This is a genomic window from Pseudooceanicola antarcticus, assembly GCF_900215355.1.
GTDB classification, from domain to species: Bacteria; Pseudomonadota; Alphaproteobacteria; order Rhodobacterales; family Rhodobacteraceae; genus Pseudooceanicola; species Pseudooceanicola antarcticus.
In genome coordinates this window covers 17,854-39,391 of sequence record NZ_OBEA01000011.1, presented here as the reverse complement: position 1 = coordinate 39,391, position 21,538 = coordinate 17,854, and the positions used below count along the sequence as shown (strand labels likewise).

Sequence of the window (21,538 nt, the reverse complement as noted above, 5' to 3'; positions counted from 1 at the left end):
CAGAAGCACAGGACCAAAGACAGCCGAATCTCACAGTTAAGGACAAAACTCGACGCTCAAAGCGCCATGTCTCAGATTTAAAGGCAAAGCGACACCTGACAACCGCGATAACCTTGAGAAGCTCATGGATCAGGCCAACGTTGGGTATGATGATGTTGACGCTTCACCATTCCAGTACCGCGGTGCCGTGGGTTACTTCGAATATGAAAAAGCACTCCTGAAACACATTCAGGACAAGCTCACTCTACAAGCATCGTCGGAGGGTCGTTCAACCATACCAAATGCATGGATTTCTGAGCAAATCTGGTTGATAGACAACGCGCTTCGCGATCTGCAAAGCATGAGAGAAATTCAAGAGGTAACTGCAACAGCCAGTGTAGATACACAGCCTCCTCAAGCCACAAGTGAGCCTGAGGAGACGGATGTACAAGAGCAAAGACTAGAGGCAAATATCAATAGGGAAGAACAACCGTCAAATACCTCCAGCATCAATGGAGGTATGGTGAATATTGGCAATGAGTTTCTTACGCACTCTAGCACTATATCGATCAGAATTCATGGCTTGGGCAATGAAGGGTATTTTATATACCTTTCTATCCCCCCGGTCAGATTGATTATGGTTGTCCAAGTGATGTCTCTGATGCCGATGCAAGTCGGCTTCTTGGCGAAATCCAGGTCGCAATTGAAAACGGTTATCTTAATCTCATTGAAAATCTAGGATGCAACGAGCGGCGACGAAACTAACTGATCTTGCACTCTAAGATCAGCATTGTGACGACCGAGAACCAATACTGAGATAGCTATCTACCAACACCATTCGGATAGCGCTCACAGTGTAACTGCAATACTAAACCGACAAACCCATATTGCCGTTCTTGCGCTTCTATGTTCTCAGGCGAACATTGCCTGCGGCGTGAAGCCTCTCTTTGCATCTCTCTTTCAATAGTCGTAGCTATTCGAACCTGTTCCCGCACCAGTTCAGGCACTTTGGACGTGTCGCGGTTTGATGCCGCTCCTTTGATAGCATTTACTGCAGCAAAGGAGACGAACTATGGGACTGAAACGGACGGACGAATTCCGGGCTGATGCGGTGCGGATCGCGCTGACGAGTGGGCTGACAAGGAAGCAGGTGGCGTCAGATTTGGGCGTTGGCCTATCGACGTTGAACAAGTGGGTCACGGCGCATCGCGACACCGGGATGGTATCCGACAAAGACTTGGACCTTGCCCGTGAGAATGAGCGGCTTCGACGCGAGAACCGCATTCTCAAGGAGGAGAGGGAAATTCTAAAAAACCGTTCCGGGCCGCAGCCCGCCTGTGCGCGGTAGCAACAGCCTGTGCTATGCTCGTAGCGAAGGGCAGTTGCCGATGGCTTATTGGTGGGCTGGATCCCGTTAAAAAACGTGGCACATGGGCTGATGCGCACTTGAGAGTGGTAACGGCGCGATTGCGGCGATCCCGGTTAGGAAGATGACGAACTTGCATGGCCCACGCCCTTCGTTCCGAACGGAGGAGATGTCATGCCCAGACCTACGACCGGCGGCCACCCGGACCTCAAGATGGTCAACCCCAATGCGGCCGCGATCGACATCGGCTCGACGATGCATATGGCAGCGGTGAATCCGTCCAGCTGTGACATGTCGGTTCGCGCCTTCGGCACGTTCACCCAGGATCTGCACGACCTCGCCGACTGGTTCCGGTCTTGCGGCGTCACCAGCGTGGCCATGGAATCCACCGGCGCCTACTGGATACCGGCGTTCGAGATCCTCGAGGCCCGAGGCTTCGAGGTGATCCTCGTGAACGCCCGTTACGCCAAGAACGTGCCCGGCCGCAAAACCGATGTCAGCGATGCGGGATGGCTGCGCCAGTTGCATTCCTACGGCCTTCTGCGTGGTAGTTTCCGCCCCGAAGCCGAGATCGCAACCCTGCGTGCTTACATGCGCCAGCGCGAACGTCTGACAGAGTATGCGGCCGCGCATATTCAACACATGCAGAAGGCGCTGATGGAGATGAACTTACAGCTGCACCATGTCGTCTCCGACATCACCGGCGCAACCGGCATGAAGATCATTCGCGCCATCGTCGCGGGTGAGCGCGATCCGGAGGTGCTGGCCGATTACCGGGATGTGCGATGCAAATCCTCGCCGGCGACGATCCGGGCAGCACTTGTGGGCAATGACCGGGCGGAACATGTCTTCGCTCTGGCGCAGTCGCTTGACCTTTACGACTTCTACAAAACCAAGATCGAGGAATGCGATCAGCGGCTGGAAGCGGCTGTTGCCGCCCTCTCAGTCAAGGGAGGGGACGATCGGCCGCCGCTGCCGAAGGCCCGGATCAAAGGCAGGCAAGTCAATGCACCGGCCTTCGACGTGCGAGCAGCGCTCTACGGGGTATTGGGAACCGACCTGACCCAGATACATGGCCTTGGTCCTTCTCTGGCGCTGAAGCTGGTGGCTGAGTGCGGCACTGATCTGCGCGCGTGGAAGACGGCAAAGCACTTCACATCCTGGCTCTGCCTGTCACCCGGCAACAAGATCTCCGGGGGCAAGATTCTGTCGTCGAAGACGCGGCGCTCCTCGAGCCGGGCGGGGGCCTTGTTGCGATTGGCCGCCACAACCATCGGACGCAGCGACACCGCTCTGGGCGCCTTCTATTGTCGTCTCTCGGCGCGGATCGGAAAGCAGAAGGCGGTGACGGCGACCGCCCGCAAGATCGCCGTCCTGTTCTACAACGCCATCCGGCATGGAATGACTTATCAGGATCAGGGCGCCGCAGCCTATGATGAGCGTCACCGCCGGCGCGTTCTCGCGAACCTCCAGCGGCGCGCCAAGACCCTGGGCTACGCCTTGGCGCCCGTTTTGCCTGAACCGGCTGTTTCTTAGGAAGGCAACGCAGTTCTTCGCGGGTCAAAAGCCATGAGGTTCCGATTCATCGAAGAACATCGTGATGCCTTTTGCGCGAAGCGCATGTGTGACGTCCTGGAGGTCAGCTCCCGCGGTCTGCGTGCTTATCGCAGCCGACCTGCCAGCCAAAGGCAACGGACTGACATGGTTGTCTTGGCTCACATCAAGGAACAGTTCCGCCTCAGCCTGGGCAGCTATGGCCGTCCACGCATGACCGAAGAATTGAAAGAGATGGGTCTGAACGTCGGTCATCGCCGGGTTGGCAGATTGATGCGTGAGAATGGCATCCGCGTTGAGCGGTCGAAGAAGTACATGGTCACAACGGATAGCAATCACGCTTTCAATATCGCGCCGAACCTGCTGAACCGGAACTTCCATGCCGATCAACCGAACCAGAAGTGGGCGGGCGACATCAGCTATGTCTGGACGCGAGAAGGATGGCTTTACCTGGCCGTCATTCTTGATCTGCATTCTCGGCGGGTGATCGGCTGGGCAGTCAGCAATCGCATGAAACGTGACTTAGCAATCCGAGCATTGAAGATGGCGGTTGCACTGCGCCAACCACCCAAAGGCTACATTCATCATACGGACCGCGGGTCGCAATACTGCTCACACGACTACCAGAAGATACTGCGCCAGCACGGGTTCAAGGTATCGATGAGCGGCAAAGGCAATTGTTACGACAACTCCGCTGTCGAGACGTTCTTCAAAACGATCAAAGCAGAGCTGATCTGGCGAAGGTCGTGGCTGACGCGCAGAGACGCCGAGTTGGCGATCTTCCAGTACATCAATGGCTTTTATGATCCGCGCCGACGGCACTCAGCACTGGGCTGGAAAAGCCCGGTCGCCTTCGAACGGAAAGTGGCCTAAACGAGCACTTGGGGCGGCACAGAAACGGGACAGGTCCATCTTTAACCACAGCGTCGGATCGCGCCTGCCGATGATCCGCAGCGGTGCCGGGCTTGCCTATCTCGCCATGATCGAGGAAGAGCGGCTCGAACTGATGACCCCGCATCTGCGCAGCCTGGCTGGGGATGAATGGCCAACGCGGGAAAAGAGCATCAAGCAGGCCCGGCTCGACTACCAGAATTTGGGGTTCGTCTTGGCCGACCAGGTTTTCCATCTCGCCATCCGCGCGGTCGCGACCCCCGTGATCGCCAAGTCGAGCGGCCGGATCTTCACCCTGAGCTGCGCAGGCCCCGTCGCCACGAGCGAACGGCTCCGCAACGAGATCGGGCCGAAGCTGACGCTTCTGGCGAAGAACCTTCAGACCACCACGATGATTCTGACCTGACGCGGGCAGCCTTGCCCGCCGACATCGTTCAAAGGGACCGCGACAGCGCCTCGGCATAGATGCGCAAAATGGGCAGCATGTGCTTGCGCATGTCCTTGACGGTGACGCGCGGCCGCGCCGCGCTCACACTCATCGAGGCGACCAGCTTGCCGTCCGGGTCGAAGACCGGAATGGCCATGCTGACCATGCCCAGCTCCAGCTCCTCGTCGGTGAACGCCACCTTGTCACGGCTGGCGGCGCGGATGATCTCCTTCAGCTTCGCCTTGTCCGTAACCGTATGCTTGGTCATGGCCACCGGCTCCGCCGCGTCGAGATAGGCATCCAGCGCCTCGTCGTCATAGGCCGACAGCAGGATACGCCCCGTGGCCGCGGCATAGGCGGGCAGCCGGGTGCCCAGACGGATCGCGGTGGAGACCAGCCGCGCAGCCTCGGCCCGCGCGACAAAGGTTGACCGGCCATCCTCCAGGATCGAAAGCGAGACGGATTCCCCCAACTCCTCGCGCGCCGCGTCAAGCTGATGCTGGGCAAGCTGGGGCAGCGGAATCGCGCCGGTATAGGATCCGCCCAGCCGCAACATGCGCGGGGTCGGCATGAAACGCGGGCCGTTCTTGGTCAGATAACCCAGATCGGTCAGGGTCAGCAGGCAGCGCCGCGCACTGGCCCGCGAAATGCCGGTCTCATCAGCGGCGGACGAAACTGTGACAGCCGGGTACTCTTCCCCGAACAATTCGATGATGGCCAGGCCCTTGGCCAGCCCCGCCATCCCCTCGGGCGCGCGCGATTTCGTCGCCGTGCCCCCTTCTTTTTCCGTCGTCCCCGTCATCCGAGCTCCACCCTTTTCTGGCATGTCCGGTCCCCGGCGCCTGTCGCGTCGGCGACGTGCCGGGCACCAAGCGGCCCGGCGGGAAACGCCGCGCCGCAACCTGCCATAGCATCCGGGATAAGTCCAGAAACCGGGTGGGGCCGCGCAGGCGGCGTTATTCCTCGTCGCCCGACGCCACGAAAGCATCGCTGAAAAAGCGATCTTTGGCCAGCCCGGCCTCGGCCTCGAATTCCGAGCGCGCCGCGTCGATCATCACCGGCGCACCGCAGGCATAGACCTCGACATTGCTCATGTCGGGAATGTCCTCAAGCACCGCGCGGTGAACGAACCCGGTGCGCCCGTCCCAGCCGTCCGAAGGCGACGAGATGACCGGCGTGAAGCTGATCCAGGGATGCGCCGCAGCCCAGCGGGCGGCGACATCGGCCATGTAAAGATCGGCCTCGGTATTGACACCCCAATAAAGCTTCAGCGGCCGCTCGGCCCCCAGCACGATCTGGTTCTCGATCAACGATTTCATCGGGGCAAACCCGGTGCCGGTGGCCAGCAAAACCGCGTCCAAATCGTCGTTGTCAGACAGGCAGAACTCGCCATAAGGCAGCTCGACGGTCAGGAACTGCCCCTTGTCCAGATTGCTCAGCACCTGCTCCGAGAACTTGCCGCCGGGTACATGCCGGATATGCAGCTCGATCCCGTCGTTTTTCTGCGGGGTGTTCGCCATGGAGTAGTTGCGGCTGTCGCCGTCCTCCATCACCACCCGCAGGTATTGACCGGCGCGGAACGGTGCGCGTTGCCCGATCGGCAGGCGGAACTGGATCACGGCCACGTCCGGCGCCGGGCGGGTGATCTTGCGCACCTTCGCCTCCAGCGTCTTACGCTCCACAGGCTCGACCTTCTGGATCCGGGTCGGCGCGATCTGAAGATCGGTCAGCGGACGGGCCTGGCACAGCTTCACGCCCTCGGCGGGACCGGCCTGAACCCCCTGCCCGCGCACCATCGCCTCGCCCAAAGCGATGCCGCCTTCGCAGGACGAACACACACCCTTGCGGCACGAATAGGGAATGGCATAGCCCGCGCGGTCAGCCGCGTCGAGAACGGTTTCGTCCTCTTCGCAGTCGAAGCCGATATCGTCATGGTCGGTGACGGTTATACGAAAACTCACTGAATACCTCCGACAAGCCTGATCGCGGCGACCGCCGCATCGCTGGACGCCTGACCCTTGCCCGCAATATCGAACGCCGCGCCGTGCCCGACGCTGGAAAAGACCAGCCCGGAACCGATCGACATCGCCGCCGAACTGCGCCCGGCCAGCAGCTTGACCGGGATATGGCCCTGATCGTGATACATGGCGACAAAGGCATCATAGCCTTCGCGCACCAGCATCACGTCGGCGCCTTCCGGCCCGTGCGCGTCGATCCCTTGGGCGCGCAGCCGTTCGATGGCGGGGGTGACGATGCGGTCGTCCTCATCCCCGAAAAGCCCGCCCTCGCCCGCATGGGGGTTGATGCCGAACAGCCCGATGCGCGGGGCGTCGATCCCCAGACCGCTGAGCGCCTGATGCGCGGCCAGCGTGGCGCGTTCGATCAGCTCCGGCGTCAGCCGGTCAAGCGCAGTGTGAATGCCTTCATGCAGCGTCACATGCACGATTCGAAGCCCGCCGCCGATCAGCATCAGGAAAACCGAATCCTCGCCGGTGCCCAGAAGCTCGGACAGAAGGTTGGGATAGCCCGAAAAGGTCCGCCCACTGGCATTGACCGCCGTTTCCGAATGCGGACAGGCCACGATGGCGCGGCCGGTGCCGTCCTTGACCAGCGCAACCGCGCGCTCGACATAGGCAACCGTCGCCCGCCCGCTGGCCGCTGTGGGTGTGCCGGGCGTCACATCGGCCGCGTCAATCGCGCCAACCTCATGAAGATCGACGTGGCCGGGCGCGCCCCATTTGTCCATGGACGGCTCAAACGCGAAGCCCGCCGCCGTCACGACCGGCTCCACCAGATGCCGGTCGCCCACGATCACCGGGCGCAGCGCCGGATCGTCGGCCAGCGCGATAGCGGCCTTGGCCGCGACTTCCGGGCCGATCCCGTTGGCATCGCCAACGGTGATCAGCACTCTTTCCTTTTGCGCCGTCATTATAGCGGGAAACCGAGCAGCGTGTCGATCTGGTTGCTGTCCAGCACCACAGTGCGCGACACGATCTTTGCCTCGTCGCCGACGATTCGGTAGCGGTCGATATAGCGCCCGGTGGCAAAAAGATCGGTCGGCCCCTCGCGGGTGATCCGGGCCACCATGAACGAGGTTTCCGAATCCACTTCGTCGCCTTCCAGCTCGCCCACGAAGGGCTGCCCGATCATGTGGCGGTAGGAGTGGCGCTCATAGACGTTGGCCTCCAGCAGCGACAGGATACGGTCGCGCAGCATGTCCTTGCTGTCGAGCCAGACAAGACCCGCCTCAAGGTTCTGCGCGTAATTGTCGGCGCTGGTGATCGTGTAGAAGCAATCATCCACGAAGAAGTTGGGCCATGCCGTGCAATCGCCATCGTCGATCTCGCGGACATAGCGGGCCTGCGCGGCGCTGATCAGGGCCGAAACCTCGGCCTGCCGGACGTGAATGTTCATAGGCCCATCCTCATTCTGTATTCTGCCCAGAACCCCCGGATCGAGGCTTCCGTGATGCGGTCGTCGCCGCCTTCGATGCTGCGCCCGCCCATTTCGAGCACGGCATTGTTGTCCGACGCGCCCTTGGTGCCCCGGCGCACGAAGCCGCCGATACAGCCGTCTTCCATCGACACATAGCCGCCCGGCCCGATCAGGTTCGACAGTTTCAGACGCGCGCGGCGCTGTTCGGTCGTGTCGTCTTCGAACCCGATATAGGTCCATTTGAGATGCATCTCGTCGGTGCCTTTCGGCAGGACCTGACGCACCGCGATCGAGTTCTGGATCTGCTGCAGGACGAAACCCGGAAAGACCGTGAGGATCTGCAGGGTGATGTCGTCATCGAATTCCTTGAAGCTCGCCAGAAGCGACTTGTCGGCCAGTTGCAGGTCCGATTGCGACCGGATATTCTGGTCCGAATAGATCGTGTTCTTCGCCTTCTCGGCTTCCGCGATCTGGTCGATCTCGGAATAGCTCACATGGCAGCCGCCATTCGGGCTGACGATGATCCCGCCCTTCTGCGACAGCCGGTTCAACTCGAAGGTGGTGAAGAAGGTGTGCAGGATACTGGCGTGATAGCTGTCCTTGGTGTTCTCGACATAGAGCTTCCAGTTGTTGGGAAGCACCTGTGTGAACCGGCCCAGAACCACCATCTTGCGGCCTTCCAGCACGCGATGGATGCGATCGAGAACCTCCTCGCCCAGGTAATCCTCGATATCGTCCACATCCTCGTCGAAGCTGCCGAAGATCAGCCCGTCGACATTGGCCACGCGCAGCTTGCGCGGGCCGACGGAATTCATGCAGAAGTCCTTCTCCATCCCGCCTTTGCCGCCGATCCCGTCCTTGAACGCGATCCCCACGAGGTCGCCTTGCAGGCTGTGGGTCCAGGCATGATAGACGCAGGTGAAATCCTTGACGTTGCCGCGATCTTCCAGCGCCAGAAGCGAGCCGCGATGCGAGCAGCGGTTCTCGAACGCATAAATCTCGCCGTCATGGTCGCGGGTCACGATGACCGGGGTTTCCCCGACATGGACCGCGACGAAGTCGCCGGGCGACTGAAGTTCGGCTTCAAGACACATGTAGTTCCAAGTTTCCCCCTGGAACAGGCGCTCATTTTCCATCTCCAGAACGTCTTCGCGCTGGAACACCCAGTAAGGGACATGGAAACCCTCATCTTCCTTCGCCCAAACAGGCATTTCCGCCCCAAGGGGCGCCAAATTGTTCATGGGTTTACTCCCTCCCGATAAACGAGTTGTCGGATGTTCGTATTTCGAACTAGAACCGCTATTCGTTTTTTGATTTACAATCCTGAGAATTTTGTGTCAAGCAGGGACTGGCCATGCAGATGCAGAAAACGGGGGGAGGAGCAGATGAAAAATCAAGGCACCAAGCCCCTTGCGAAGGTGACATATCCGCCGGTGCCGGCGGGCGGCGTTCAGGGGCCGGTCACTGGCCGTCAATCATCTTAAGGAGCGGAAAATGCCCAAAAAGACAGTCCTCTTCATGTCGGGAAGCAGCCAGGTCGGCTCGTCCAACTGGCGGATGGTCGGCGCCGCTGCGGCCCTTGCGGACCGCGACATGGCGGATGCCTTCGCAGCGGTCACGCTGAACCTTGCCGAATATGAGCTGCCGGTTTTCATCGAGGGTCAGCCCAGTCCCATACCGGACGATGCAGCGAAGCTTCGCAAAGCCGTGGCCGCGGCAGACGCCATCTTCATGAGCTCCGATGAATATACCGGCGCGTTCTCCTCGGTGTTCCGCAACGCCGCTGGCTGGATCGGGCATGACGTGGACGGCGCGGGTAACCTGTTCCACGGCAAGCTGATCACGCTCTGCGGGGCGCCCGTGGGCGGCGTCGGCGCGCTGCGCGGCCACCCTGCCCTACACCAGTTCCTTCTGGAGCTCGGCGCGAACGTCTATTCGCAGAAATTCGAGCTCGGCTCGACCTCAAGGATCTTCCGCCAGGATGGAAGCCTGTCGCCGTCGGTCCAGAAACAGCTCGTCGAAGGGGCCTTCGCCCGGCTGGCGGGCGAAACCGTGTGACGCAGCCCTGACCCGTCAGGGGATCAGGACCGTCTCCCGCAGCTCGAAGCGTAGCACCTCCTCGGCGAAGGTGCCGAGATCGCCCGCCGCCGCCGCCGCTTCGGGCGATCCGACCGCCTGGGTGGCATCCGCCTGATCGCGCCGCGCCCGTGCGCTGCCGCCCAGCCGGACAAGATCGCTGTGGATACGGCGGAAATGGCGCGCCGTCTCGTGATCGTTCCAGAACGAGATGCCGCTAAACCCGCGATGGGTCTGCATCGAGGCGGTGCGCAGCCCGCCGCAGGCCAGGATCAGCGCCTCGCGCCCGGCGGCACTGTCCGCGAACCCCTCTGCCGGTTGCCGCGCCGCCAGCCCGATGGCCAGCCCGGCCAGATCGACATCCTGGGCGTGTCCTTCGGCGGCCGCCTCGTGGTTGTCACCGGCGGCGCGCGCGGACAGGGCGCGCTTCAGGCCCGGCATCTCGCGGCGCGGGGCGCGCAGGTGATTGTCGCCGACATCCTTGAAGACGAGGGCCGCGCCCTCGCCGATGAGATCGGCGCGCAATTCGCCCGCCTCGACGTGACCTCGGAAGCGGATTGGGCGGCGTTGCAGGCGCAATGCGGCGACTGGCCCCTGCACGGTCTGGTGAACAATGCCGGGCTCTACCGGCCAGAAACCATCCCCGACACCACGCCCGAGGATTTCGACCTGCACTACAAGGTCAACCAGTTCGGCACCTATCTGGGCGTGAAGTTCGCCGAAGCGGCGATGGGTCCCGACGGCGGGTCGATCGTGAACATCTCGTCGCTTGCCGGGCTGCGCGCCAGCAAGGGCATTGCCTATGTCGGCACCAAATGGGCCGTGCGCGGCATGACCAAGACCGCCGCGCGCGAGCTGGGCCCGCGCGGGATCCGCGTCAACTCGGTCCATCCGGGCATTATCCTCACCCCGATGCTGGACGCCTGGAGCGACGAGGACCTGAAGACCCGCACCGCGCAGGTGCCGCTGGGTCGCGCCGGCATGCCGGAAGATGTCGTTCATATGGTCTTGTTTTTGCTGTCGGATTTCAGCCTCTACATCTCAGGAGCCGAAATCGCGATTGATGGCGGGTTGTCTGTCTAGACAATACCGGAAAGGATAGGGCCGCCGCCCGGTCGACCATGCCGGGCGGTGCGTAGCGGTCGGTTTACCGGTATGAGGTAAGAGCATATAATGCCAGATGCGGCCCGCCCGGACCGGCTTTCCACGATCGCCTCCGCCGCTTTGCTGGGCGGCACCGTCTTCACCCTCGCGGACCTGTTCAGCGACAATCACCTGTTCGCCGGAATCGCGATCACGCTGATCGTCTGCCACATCCTGATGCGCTGGCGCCATGTGCGCACCAACGCCAAGGTTCTGCTCCTGCTGGCGGCCCTGTCCGCGGTGCTTCTGGTCATGGCCGGCGGCGATCCGGGCAGCCTTGCCCTTGCCGCGAGCCGCGCGCTTTACCTGCCCGCGCTGCTGACGGTCATGGCGATCCTGCGGGTCGCCGCGATGCGCTCGAACATCGTCAATACGGCGGCGCATTTCGTGGTGGACCAGCCGCCGTCACGTCGTTTCGTGCTCCTGGCCAGCGGCAGCCATATCTTCGGCATCCTGCTCAATCTCGGCGGTCTCCAGCTTCTGCTCGGGATCGCGCTGGCCCAACGCGACCGCACCGCGCCCACGCCCCAGATCGGCGAGGTGCAGGGACGGCGAATCGCGAATGCCGTCATGCGTGGCTTCGCCGCAACGATCCTGTGGTCGCCGGCCGGTCTGGCGATGAACATGCTCCTGCCGCTGATGCCGACATTGGGATATGTGTCCTACCTGCCCTACGGGCTCGGCCTTATGGTGGTCTTCTTCGCCCTGGGCTGGGTGTTCGACCGGCTCGAGCCGCGCCCGCGCCGCACCTTCACCCCGTCACCCCACAAGGGTGCGGGCCTCGCCATGGCCGCACTGCTCGGGTTGCTCATCGCGATCACCGGGCTGTCGGCACTGGCCGAGGCGGTGATCGGCATTCCGATGCGCGCCGCGATCCTGATCGTGATCCCCTCCATGGCGGTGGTCTGGGTGCTCCTGACCGAGGGGCGCCCGTTCTCCGGCAACCTGACATCCCTCGCCCGCGACGGGTTCCGTGCGCTGCCGGATTCGACCAGCGAGATCTGCTTGATCGGGGCGAGCGCCTTCCTCGGCCTGACCGTCGTCGAGATGCTGCCCGCCGATCAACTGCGTTTGCTGATCGAGAACGTCTCGCTCGGCCCGGGGGTGATCGCCTGTATCATCATCCTGCTGATGACCCTGGTCAGCCAGCTTGGCCTGTCGCCGATGATCGGCGCGCTGGTCTGCTCGGGGGCCATCATCTCGTCCGGGATCGACATGCCGGAGGTGATGCTGATGCTCGCCGTGATGTGCGGCTGGTCCGGCTCGATGCTGCTGTCGCCCTTCGCCTCGACACTGGCCATCGCCATGGGCATGACCGACAAATCCGCCCGGGAAGTCGGCCTGCGGTGGAACGGCCCCTTCATCCTGACCTATTGCGCGATCAGCATGACCGCCCTGCTGATCGCGGGCGCACTGCTCTGATCGTCCCCCCAATCGGGGCGGTTCATATACGTTTGAAGAATGCGGCGGGGACGATCGGCGTGAATTGACTCCGTGTCTGCCTGCCTCTAAGTTTATGCGGTATTCGATGTTTGTTCGAATAACGAGCTCTAAAAGCAAGCCCGCTCCAGATAGCGGAGCCAGCACCACGTGGGTAGGGAGGATGTTGCCCCAATGATTTTCCAGAAACTGACCGCCGCAGCGCTCGGCGTTGCCATGCTTGTGGGCGCCGCGCCCAAATCCGCCGAGGCCGATATCCTCGTGATGGGCGGCAACCCGGAAGGAAGCCTGTTCTACGCGCAGTCGCAGGCCATCGCGTCGGTCATTGGCCAGCACACGGGCGACCGCGTCGACGTGCTGCCGCAATCCCCGACCGTCTTCTTCCCGATGTTCGTCTCCAGCGAAGCCGATCTCGGCCTGTCGAGCCCGATCGAAGCCAACTTCGCCTACCGGGCCGTGGGCCCCTATGAGGGCATGAATGGCGGCGAGGGTTACCCGATCTCCACCATCATGCTCGGCTCGCCGATCCGCCTGTCGCTGGTGGTCCGGGGCAGCTCGGACATCCACAGCATGGAAGACCTGAAAGGCAAGCGCGTCGTGTCGAACTACGGTGCCTTTGCCGGGTCCTCGATCACCGCCGAAGCCGCGCTCGCCAATGCCGGTCTGACCGCCGACGACTTCGAGGTCGTCAGCGTCTCCAGCTATCCCGAAGGCGTGACCGCCGTGATCGAAGGCCGCGCCGACGCCGCCGTCGGCTCCATCGGCAGCGGTATCCTTCAGCAGCTCAACGCCGCCGAAGGCGCGCGCATCCTGTCGATCGACCCCTCGCCCGAAGCGATGGCCCGTTCGCAGGAAATCGGCAGCGCCTTCGTTCCGATCGAAGTGCCCGCGGGCATCGTCGGTGTCGACAGCGACATCTACGCGCTGAGCTATGCAACCACGCTCTATGGCCGCAGCGACCTCGCCGATGACAAGGTCATCGCGATCCTCGAGACGCTGTGGGAGCATTCGGAAGAGCTGAAGGCCATTCACCCGTCGCTCGCGACCTGGACGCCGGATCGCTTTGCCGACACCGCCGTCGTGGTTCCGTTCCACCCGGCCGCCATTGAATTCTTCAAATCCAAGGGCGTGTGGACCGACGAGCTCGAAGCCCGTCAGGCTGAGATTTCGGCGAAATAACCCATGATGCGCCGGGCCCGTCCCGGCGCGACACAGCAACGGATCGCTCCGGCCAGATCTTGACGGCCGGGGCGATTCTCCCTGTAAGAGTCCACACGCCAATCGGAGGCCAGACACCCGTGCAAGAAAACAACAGGGTTCTGAAACGCCCGTATCGCTACGTCTACGAGGTCCTTGCGATCATCCTGCCCATCGCGGCACTGATCTATTCGCTTCAGCTGCTGCCGCGCTTCGGCATCATCATATACAAGGAACAATACCTGACGCTGTTCATCGCGATCTGCGTCGCGATCTCGTTCCTGGTCAAACCCTTCTCCAAGTCCCAGGTCCGCGAGACGCCGCCCTGGTATGACATAATCGGGGCCGTGCTGGCGCTGATCGTCGGGGGTTACATCTTTCTGAATTACGACGAAATCGTCCGCAGCCTTGGCCTCATCACCACCGACAAGGTGATCGTCAGCGTGATCGGTATCGTCCTGCTTCTCGAGGTGGCACGCCGCCATGTCGGCTGGACCATGGTTAGCGTCGGCCTTCTGGCGCTCGGATACGCCTATTTCGGTCACTACCTGTCGGGCATGTTCGAAACCCGCGTGATCCGCTGGGACCGGCTCGTCACCTATAACTATCTCGGAACCGGGGCGATCTTCGGCACGCCGGTCTATGTCGCGGCCACCATCGTCACCAGTTTCGTGGTCTTCGGACAGGTGCTGTTCCTGGTCGGCGGCGGCGATGCGATCTCTGATTTCGCCTTCGCCCTGATGGGCCGCCGCAAGGGCGGACCCGCCAAGGTCGCGATCATGTCCAGCGCGCTCTTCGGCTCGCTCTCGGGCAGCGCCTCGGCCAACGTGGCCACCACCGGGATGCTCACCATCCCGATGATGCGCAAGGTCGGATATTCGCCCGAACGGGCCGGCGCGGTCGAGGCGGTCGCCTCCACCGGCGGACTCGTCCTGCCCCCGGTCATGGCCGCCACTGGCTTTCTCATGGCCGAGTTCCTGGCCGTTCCCTATGCCACCGTGGCCATCGCGGCGGCGGTTCCGGCGCTCCTGTTCTACTTCTGCGTCTACCTTCAGGTTCACCTCGAAGCGGTGAAAGCCAGCATGGAAGGCGCCGACGCGACCGAGCTTCCGGACCTGCGCGATGCGGGCCGCCGGATGATCCCCGTGGCGGTGCCCTTCGCGATCCTGCTCTGGACGCTCTTTGGCTGGAACTGGAACCCGGCGGCCTCGGCCTTCGCGGCCAGCTTCGCCACGATCCTGATGTCGCTGGTCCTGCCCAGCATGCGCCGCCCGGCGCGTGCCTATGTCCGCACCTTCGTGGAGGCGGGCGAAGCCACGGTGTTCATCGCGATCATGTGCGCCATTGCCGGGATCGTCGTGGGCTGCCTCGGCCTGACCGGCCTTGGGTCGAGCCTGTCGCAGAACCTCATCGCGGCCTCGGGCGGCAGCATCTGGCTGCTCCTGATCTTCTCGGCCATCGGCTGCATCATCCTGGGGATGGGGGTGCCGGTGACGGCGACCTATATCATCCTCGTGATCCTGATCGGCCCGGCCTTCGAGCAGCTCGGCATCAACAAGATGGGCGCGCATATGTTCATCTTCTACTTCGGCACGCTGTCCTTCCTGACGCCGCCGGTCTGCCTGTCGGTCTTCGTGGCCGCGTCCATCGCGCGCTCCGCCCCGATGAAGACGGCACTCGAAGCGCTGAAACTGGCCGTGGTCGCCTATGTCATCCCCTTCGCCTTCGTCCTGAACCCGGCCTTCCTGCTGGAAGGAACGCTGGTCGAGATCGGCGCGGCCATCATCGGCGGCGTGGCTTCGGTCTTCCTGATCTCCGCCGGGCTGGTGGGATACCTGGCACGGCGCGTGGCCGTACCCCTGCGTCTGGCGGTGATCGTGATCGGGGTGGCGAGCTTCTTCCTGACCGGCCTGCACCCGGCCTTCGCCCTGCTGCCGCTGGGCATCGTGCTCCTGCTCTATGGCCAGCAAAAGCTCATGGGCGGCAGCGCGGCAGGCGCAGTGATCGGCAACTAGGCCCGAACGATATCCCGCTCCGGCGGGTCCGGAAAGCGGCGCCCCTCGCAAGACGGGCGCCGCTTTTGCATGAAGAGAAGAACCGCCCGGCGTCAGGGCGTCGCGAGGATCGCCTCCAGCGTCTTCTCGGGTTCGGTCAGCATCGACAGGTGACCGCCCGCGATGTTGGGGTCGATTCCGGTAGAGTGCAAAATAGGGCGTTAAGGGTTTTTGGGGGCTGTCGGCCGCCACCGGTATTCTCCCGTGAGGAGGATATGCGCCCATCCGAGGGGCGATATGTGCGGCAGGAGGGTCGCGGGGCTGTCAAGCCCATCACGCCGCCGCCGTTCGACGGCGATTCCGAGCTGTTTTGTATTCCAGTAGATGATGATAGCCGCGAGCAGGTTCAGCCCGGCGATGCGGAAGTGCTGACCTTCGATGGATCGATCACGGATTTCGCCCTGACGCCCAATTCGCAAGGCGTTTTTCAGGGCGTGGTGAGCTTCGCCCTTGTGAGGCCGACATTTGCCCGGCGTTGCATTTCGATATCGAGAACCCATTCGATGATGAAGAGCGTTCGTTCGATCCGCCCGATTTCCCGCAACGCAATCGCGAGGTCATGTTGCCGCGGGCGGGCGGCCAGGGCTTTCAGGAATTGGCTCGGTCGGATCCGCCCGGAAATCATCGTCGCGATGCTTCGAAGGATGTCTGGCCAGTTTGCGATGATCGTATTCTCCCGGATCCGGTCACCGGTCAGCCCGTTCAGATCTTTGGGAACAGCTTTCCGATCGAACACATGCAGCTTCTTGGACGTGAGATCCCGTATGCGTGGGCGGAACAGATATCCCAGTAGCGACGTTGTGGCAAAGACGAGATCCGTAAACCCGCCCGTATCGGCGTATTGTTCCCTGACCTTTTTGCCGGCCTCGTTCAGCAGGAGCCCATCCAGGATATATGGGGCTTCGTTCACCGTGGCAGGGATGACCTGGGTGGCGAACGGGCCGAACTGATCGGAGACGTGGGTATAGGCTTTCAGGCCGGGTTCGCTCCCGTATTTGGCGTTGATGAGATTCATCGCCTCGCCCTGTCGGGTCGTCGGGAAGAACTGCCCATCGCTCGATGCCGTTCGACCGGTTCCCCAGTATTTCGCCATGGGAACCTGCGCTTGCTCCTCGATCACCCTTTCGAGGGCATGATCCAGAGCCTCACTTTCCACATGCCAGCGTGACAGGCGTGAGAGTTGGAAAAAATCATGGGAACTGGTCGCATTTGCCATCTTGCTGAGCCCGAGATTCAGCCCCTCGGCAAGGATCACGTTCAGAAGCCCAATCCGATCCCGGCAGGGGGCGCCCGTACGCAGATGCGTGAAGGCGTCGGTGAAGCCTATATCCTCGTCCACCTCCACAAGGATATCGGTGATGCGCGCCTCCGGCAGGCGGAGATAAAGATCAAGGACGAGGTCGCCGGCTTCCTCCGGGACATCGGCCTTGAGCCGCTCCACGCGCAGGACACCGTTCTCGATGGTCCCGTTGGGGAGTGTTCCTCTTTTCACAGCCTTTCCGAGCCGGGCAAGCCCTTGTTGCAGGCGCCGCTTGCGATCAGCGATCCAGGCCTCGGGCTCCAGCGGCATCGCAAGCCCCATGACGCTGGCGGCCTCAACCGGGATGAGCGCCTGTTTGATGTCGGCATAGCGGCGGGAATGGGCGAGCCAGATATCACCAGAGCGAAAGGCGTCGCGCAAATGGCAAAGAACAGCAACCACCCAGAGGCGTTCCTTCTCTTCGTCGGCGTCCCGAAAGTGCCCCCGCCATTTGGAACGCGTGGAGAGGAAAGACAGCATGTCGGCGGGAATATCAAGCCTGTCCCGGATCACCCGTGCCGCGTCAATCAACGGCTGCATCACCACAGCGCGGTGAATGTCCAGCGTGCCCAGCATGCGCCGCGCATAGAGTTTGAAGCGGTGATGCCCCTTCGCGATGTGATCCATCGCATCGGCTTTGACGGTTCGCTGGAGCTGGCCGGCATTGGCGACCAGCGTTTCCAGAGACTTCCAGCCACAGGACGCGTCGACGGCGCCAGCCATGGCCATGTCATCGCCTTTCGCCAGCAATAACGTCGTACCCAGAGATTCAAACCCGGCCAATGTGGTAGCTATGTCCGCCTGGGCCTCTGCAACCCGCGCGTCGCAGATTTTCTTTGCATCACGCCAAGCAGCTCCGACGATGCGGTCATGGGTCTCGACCACGGCGTCGGCGATTGCAGCCATCCATTCAACACCGCAGACAGCCAGGATGGCCAGTCGGCGTGCGCTCGTGATGTCCTGAAGACCATCGGTGAATTACCGTTCACCCTGACGGCGAAGCCGCGTGACCCGGTGCGCAGGAATGTCGGTCAGTACGTCCGGCGACAGTTCGATCCCTTGCAGGAATTCAAGCCTGTCAAGCAGGCGATTGGCATCGGCAGAGTTCTTGCCGACTTCGAATTGCCGGAGCCAGACGAACCGGCTGGTGCGCCCGTCCACCTTTTCGGCAAGCAGGCCGTTCAGGCGCATCCGCATTGTGCTGTCGAGGCGTGCGGCAATGCGGGCGTCGATTCTGCGCTCAGCCGCGACAAGCGCGTCGGCGCAGCACCGCTCGATCGTGGCCGTGTTGGGTAAAATGATCCTCCGCCGCCGGCATTCCTCGACAAATCCGCGCACCAGGCTTTCGCTGTTGACGGCAACCTCCGCTTCGCGGTCCAGCCAGGCGCGCATTTGCTTTGCGCGCTTACCTTTGAACATCACATACCCATAGATCTTACGCAGGGAGGCAAGATGTTCGCGCCGCGTCTTCTCGCGGATGGCATATCGCAGAAGGTCATCAGACTGCAGCCCCAGTTGAGCCGCCAGAAACCGGGATATTTCTTCTGGAATTACCTCACCCGGCCTGAGCAAACGTCCGGGAAATCGAAACCCGCAAAGCTGAAGCGCAAAGCCGATCTGGTTTTCAGGGCGCCGACGAGATCGAATATGGGCGATTTCATCGTCATCCAAAATATAGTGCCGCAGCAGTGATGCTTCATCAGTTGGCAAGGCAAAGAGGTTTACGCGCTGGCGCTCAGTCAAAACCGCTCGGTGAGCCATTGGCAGGTACTTTCATCTTCTGATGAGTCGCGGAAAGTAGACATATCGAGACAATCCGCTTGTCATGTCTTTATCAATGTCTCAATATGAAAGTCGCACAACCTTTGAATCTAATCGAGACCCAATGGCCAAAGTCGGATACGCGCGCGTCAGTTCAGTGGGGCAATCTTTGGACGTGCAGCGAGAAAAGCTGGGTGATTGTGACAAACTGTTCGAGGAGAAACGCAGCGGCACCACCGATGCTCGCCCCCAGTTCAAGCAGTGCCTCGACTATGTCCGCGACGGCGACCAGCTGATAGTCACCCGCATCGACCGTCTCGCCCGATCCACGCTCCACCTCTGCCAGATCGCCGAGACCCTGAGCAAGAAAGGCGTCGATCTGGTCGTCCTGGACCAGAACATCGACACGTCAGATGCCACAGGCCGCCTTTTGTTCAATATGCTGGGCGCCATCGGCCAGTTCGAGACTGAAATCCGAGCCGAACGGCAAATGGATGGGATCAAAAAGGCCAAAGATCGCGGCGTGCAGTTCGGAAAACGGCCCGCACTGACAACCGATCAGATCGCGGAACTGCGCGAAAAACGAAAACAGGGCACTCTGATCAGGGAACTCATGGCCGAATACAGCCTCTCAAAGGCAACGATCTACCGGTATCTTGCCGAAAACAACGCCTAACCGTGTGAACCGGCATGCAAGATTGACCCCTGTATTGGGGTAATCGGCGTCCAAAAGTGACCCCCCTGATATTTCTGTTCAGAAGCTTCCTCGACGGATTTGAGGGAGCGAGTTGGGGATGTTGGTTGTGGAGACGATTGCGAAGATCAGGCGGGCGTATTTCATCCAGAGGAAACCGATCAAGCAGATCTGCCGGGAGCTGCGGGTATCGCGGAACACGGTGCGGAAGGTGGTGCGGTCCGGGGCAACCGAGTTCAGCTATGACCGGTCCACGCAGCCCCGCCCCAAGATCGACCCGTGGCGGTCCGATCTGGATGAGATGCTGGCCGAGAATGACCGGCAAGCCAAACGCCAACGGCTGACACTGGTTCGGATTTTACGAAGAGCTACGCAACCTGGGTTATGACGGCAGCTATGATGCGGTGCGGCGCTATGCGGCGAGTTGGTCGAAGGCGACCCGGGAAGCTTCCGCCGCCGCCTATGTGCCGCTGAGCTTCGATCCGGGCGAAGCCTATCAGTTCGACTGGAGCCACGAGGTTGTCCTGATTGATGGCGTCACCACGACGGTGAAGGTTGCGCATGTGCGCCTGAGCCACAGCCGGATGCCGTTTGTGCGGGCCTATCCGCGCGAGACGCAAGAGATGGTATTCGACGCCCACGACAAGGCGTTCGCGTTCTTCGGCGGAGCCTGCGCCCGGGGGATATACGACAATATGAAGACGGCGGTCGATGCGATCTTCGTCGGCAAGGATCGCGCCTATAACCGGCGGTTCCAGCAGATGTGCGGCCATTACCTGGTCGACCCTGTTGCCTGCACCCCGGCCTCGGGCTGGGAGAAAGGGCAAGTCGAGAACCAGGTGGGCGTGATCCGGCGGCGCTTCTTCGTGCCGCGTCCGAAGTTCAAATCCTATGCCGAGCTGAACGCCTGGCTGGAAGACCGGTGCCGGGATTATGCCAAGGCGAACAATCACCCGGAAATGCGCGACCGAACGATCTGGGAGGTGTTCGAAGAAGAGCGTCCGAGCCTTGTGCCCTATGTCGGTCCCTTTGATGGATTCCATGCGGTTGCGGCCTCGGTGTCCAAGACCTGCCTCGTGCGGTTCGACAAGAACCGATACTCGGTTGATGCTCGTGCCGTGGGGCGGCCGGTCGAGATCAGGGCCTATGCCGCCCGGCTGGAATGCTAGCAGGACGGCCAGATTGTTGGCCAACACGAGCGTGCCTTCGGACGCGACAAAACCATCTTCGATCCCTTGCATTACCTACCTGTTCTGGCCCGCAAACCCGGCGCCCTGCGCAACGGGACCCCCTTCAAGGAATGGGAGCTGCCGGTGCCGATCCGCCGCGTGTGGCGCAAGCTGGAACGCCAGCCGGGCGGTGACCGGCAGATGGTCGACATTCTGAGCGCCGTGCTGACCGACGGGATTGATGCGGTCGAGGCGGCCTGCGCCGAAGCCCTGTCGCACAATGGGTACTGTCGCAAACTTTCGACTTTCTTTGCGCACGTGATATGTCCGCGTTGTCAGGGAGTTGGCAAAGGGCGGTTGGCGTGATCGAGTTCAAGGGCATGCATTATCCGAAGTCCGTGATCCTTCACGCGGTTTTCTTCTACCTCCGCTACGCCGTCTCCTACCGTGACTTGGAGGAGATCATGGCAGAGCGCGGGGTGAAGGTCGACCATGCCACGCTGAACCGTTGGGTGGTAAAGTTTGCGCCGCTGATCGCCGCCCGGGCGCAAGCGAGGAAGCGGCCGACCGCCACATCCTGGCGGATGGACGAGACCTACATCAGGGTGAAGGGAAAATGGACCTATCTTTACAGGGCCGTGGATCGCGACGGCCAAACGCTTGATTTCCTGCTTTCCAATCGCCGAGATCTGTCCGCTGCCCGGCGCTTCTTCAAGCGAGCGATCGGCACCAACGGCGTGCCGGACCGGATTGTGATCGACAAGAGCGGTGCCAACCTAGCCGGCCTGCAGGCGGTGAACGTGATCCTGAAGTTCACTGGCAACGGGCGCACCATCACGGTGCGGCAGGTCAAATATCTCAACAACATACTGGAACAAGACCACCGCTTCATCAAGCGGATCACCCGACCGATGATGGGCTTCAAGGCTTTCCATTCGGCGGCCGCCACCCTCGCCGGGATCGAGACCGCCCACATGATCCGCAAAGGCCAAATCGCGGCCAACGGCGCAACCGCATTCCAGACCTTCGCGGAGCTCGCAGCATAATTCTGT

At 61.7% G+C, this 21,538-nt stretch carries 15 protein-coding genes and 4 pseudogenes; 13 read left to right on the top strand and 6 right to left on the bottom strand.

Annotated features, from left to right (window positions below):
- Positions 1–124: 124 nt before the first annotated feature.
- The 5 genes and pseudogenes from CRO50_RS20035 (at position 125) to CRO50_RS19615 (ending at position 4,196) form a co-directional block, all read left to right on the top strand.
- Positions 125–718: a hypothetical protein gene (locus CRO50_RS20035; protein WP_143516977.1), complete on the top strand. Its 594-nt coding sequence runs from the start codon at positions 125–127 to the stop codon at positions 716–718.
- Between the two features lie 333 nt (positions 719–1,051).
- Positions 1,052–1,291 (top strand): annotated as a pseudogene (locus CRO50_RS19630) (transposase); the annotation flags it as partial.
- A gap of 228 nt (positions 1,292–1,519) precedes the next feature.
- The gene (locus CRO50_RS19625; RefSeq protein WP_097147544.1) at positions 1,520–2,881 is read left to right on the top strand and encodes an IS110 family RNA-guided transposase; all 1,362 of its coding nucleotides are present in this window, start codon (positions 1,520–1,522) and stop codon (positions 2,879–2,881) included.
- Positions 2,882–2,893: 12 nt separating this feature from the next.
- A pseudogene (locus tag CRO50_RS19620) lies at positions 2,894–3,772 on the top strand (IS3 family transposase); the annotation flags it as partial.
- A gap of 70 nt (positions 3,773–3,842) precedes the next feature.
- Positions 3,843–4,196 carry an IclR family transcriptional regulator gene (locus CRO50_RS19615; protein WP_097147543.1) on the top strand — a complete coding sequence of 118 codons (354 nt, stop codon included), beginning with the start codon at positions 3,843–3,845 and terminating at the stop codon, positions 4,194–4,196.
- A 28-nt stretch (positions 4,197–4,224) separates the two neighbouring features.
- Here CRO50_RS19615 and CRO50_RS19610 read toward each other — a convergent pair whose 3' ends face one another.
- The 5 genes from CRO50_RS19610 to CRO50_RS19590 all read right to left on the bottom strand — a co-directional run bounded on the left by CRO50_RS19610 (position 4,225) and on the right by CRO50_RS19590 (position 8,788).
- Positions 4,225–5,043: an IclR family transcriptional regulator domain-containing protein gene (locus CRO50_RS19610; protein ID WP_232617653.1), complete on the bottom strand. Its 819-nt coding sequence runs from the start codon at positions 5,041–5,043 to the stop codon at positions 4,225–4,227.
- Positions 5,044–5,173: 130 nt separating this feature from the next.
- Positions 5,174–6,178: an FAD-binding oxidoreductase gene (locus tag CRO50_RS19605; protein WP_097147542.1), complete on the bottom strand. Its 1,005-nt coding sequence runs from the start codon at positions 6,176–6,178 to the stop codon at positions 5,174–5,176.
- Positions 6,175–7,125 (bottom strand): PdxA family dehydrogenase, encoded by a 951-nt coding sequence (locus CRO50_RS19600; RefSeq protein WP_232617652.1) that lies wholly within the window; start codon positions 7,123–7,125, stop codon positions 6,175–6,177. The genes CRO50_RS19605 and CRO50_RS19600 overlap by 4 nt, the downstream gene beginning before the upstream one ends.
- A gap of 20 nt (positions 7,126–7,145) precedes the next feature.
- Positions 7,146–7,631, bottom strand: a complete 486-nt coding sequence (locus CRO50_RS19595; protein WP_078572122.1) for an aromatic-ring-hydroxylating dioxygenase subunit beta — start codon at positions 7,629–7,631, stop codon at positions 7,146–7,148.
- Positions 7,628–8,788, bottom strand: a complete 1,161-nt coding sequence (locus CRO50_RS19590) for an aromatic ring-hydroxylating oxygenase subunit alpha (protein WP_232617651.1) — start codon at positions 8,786–8,788, stop codon at positions 7,628–7,630. Before CRO50_RS19590 ends, CRO50_RS19595 begins: the two co-directional genes overlap by 4 nt.
- A 358-nt stretch (positions 8,789–9,146) precedes the next feature.
- On the opposite strand from CRO50_RS19590, the gene CRO50_RS19585 reads away from it, so the two are divergent.
- The 5 genes from CRO50_RS19585 to CRO50_RS19560 all read left to right on the top strand — a co-directional run bounded on the left by CRO50_RS19585 (position 9,147) and on the right by CRO50_RS19560 (position 15,523).
- Complete coding sequence (locus CRO50_RS19585) at positions 9,147–9,710, top strand: NADPH-dependent FMN reductase (RefSeq protein WP_078572124.1); 564 nt, start codon at positions 9,147–9,149, stop codon at positions 9,708–9,710.
- A 195-nt stretch (positions 9,711–9,905) separates the two neighbouring features.
- Positions 9,906–10,811 (top strand): SDR family NAD(P)-dependent oxidoreductase, encoded by a 906-nt coding sequence (locus CRO50_RS19575; RefSeq protein ID WP_332835669.1) that lies wholly within the window; start codon positions 9,906–9,908, stop codon positions 10,809–10,811.
- Positions 10,812–10,901: 90 nt separating this feature from the next.
- Entirely contained in the window at positions 10,902–12,293 is a 1,392-nt protein-coding gene (locus CRO50_RS19570) for a hypothetical protein (protein ID WP_232617650.1), read from the top strand.
- A 192-nt stretch (positions 12,294–12,485) separates the two neighbouring features.
- On the top strand, positions 12,486–13,490 hold the full coding sequence (locus CRO50_RS19565; protein WP_097147538.1) for a TAXI family TRAP transporter solute-binding subunit: 1,005 nt from the start codon (positions 12,486–12,488) through the stop codon (positions 13,488–13,490).
- Between the two features lie 119 nt (positions 13,491–13,609).
- Positions 13,610–15,523, top strand: coding sequence for a TRAP transporter permease (locus CRO50_RS19560; protein WP_157791679.1), 1,914 nt, complete (start codon positions 13,610–13,612; stop codon positions 15,521–15,523).
- Positions 15,524–15,723: 200 nt separating this feature from the next.
- Here CRO50_RS19560 and CRO50_RS19555 read toward each other — a convergent pair.
- Positions 15,724–18,623 (bottom strand): annotated as a pseudogene (locus CRO50_RS19555) (Tn3 family transposase).
- Between the two features lie 124 nt (positions 18,624–18,747).
- Between CRO50_RS19555 and CRO50_RS19550 the strand changes: the two are divergent.
- From CRO50_RS19550 to CRO50_RS19540, 3 genes and pseudogenes are all read left to right on the top strand, one after another.
- On the top strand, positions 18,748–19,299 hold the full coding sequence (locus CRO50_RS19550) for a recombinase family protein (protein WP_097147536.1): 552 nt from the start codon (positions 18,748–18,750) through the stop codon (positions 19,297–19,299).
- A 118-nt stretch (positions 19,300–19,417) separates the two neighbouring features.
- A pseudogene (istA, locus tag CRO50_RS19545) lies at positions 19,418–20,762 on the top strand (IS21 family transposase); the annotation flags it as partial.
- 86 nt (positions 20,763–20,848) lie between these two features.
- Positions 20,849–21,532 (top strand): IS6 family transposase, encoded by a 684-nt coding sequence (locus CRO50_RS19540; RefSeq protein WP_097147535.1) that lies wholly within the window; start codon positions 20,849–20,851, stop codon positions 21,530–21,532.
- Positions 21,533–21,538 lie beyond the last annotated feature (6 nt).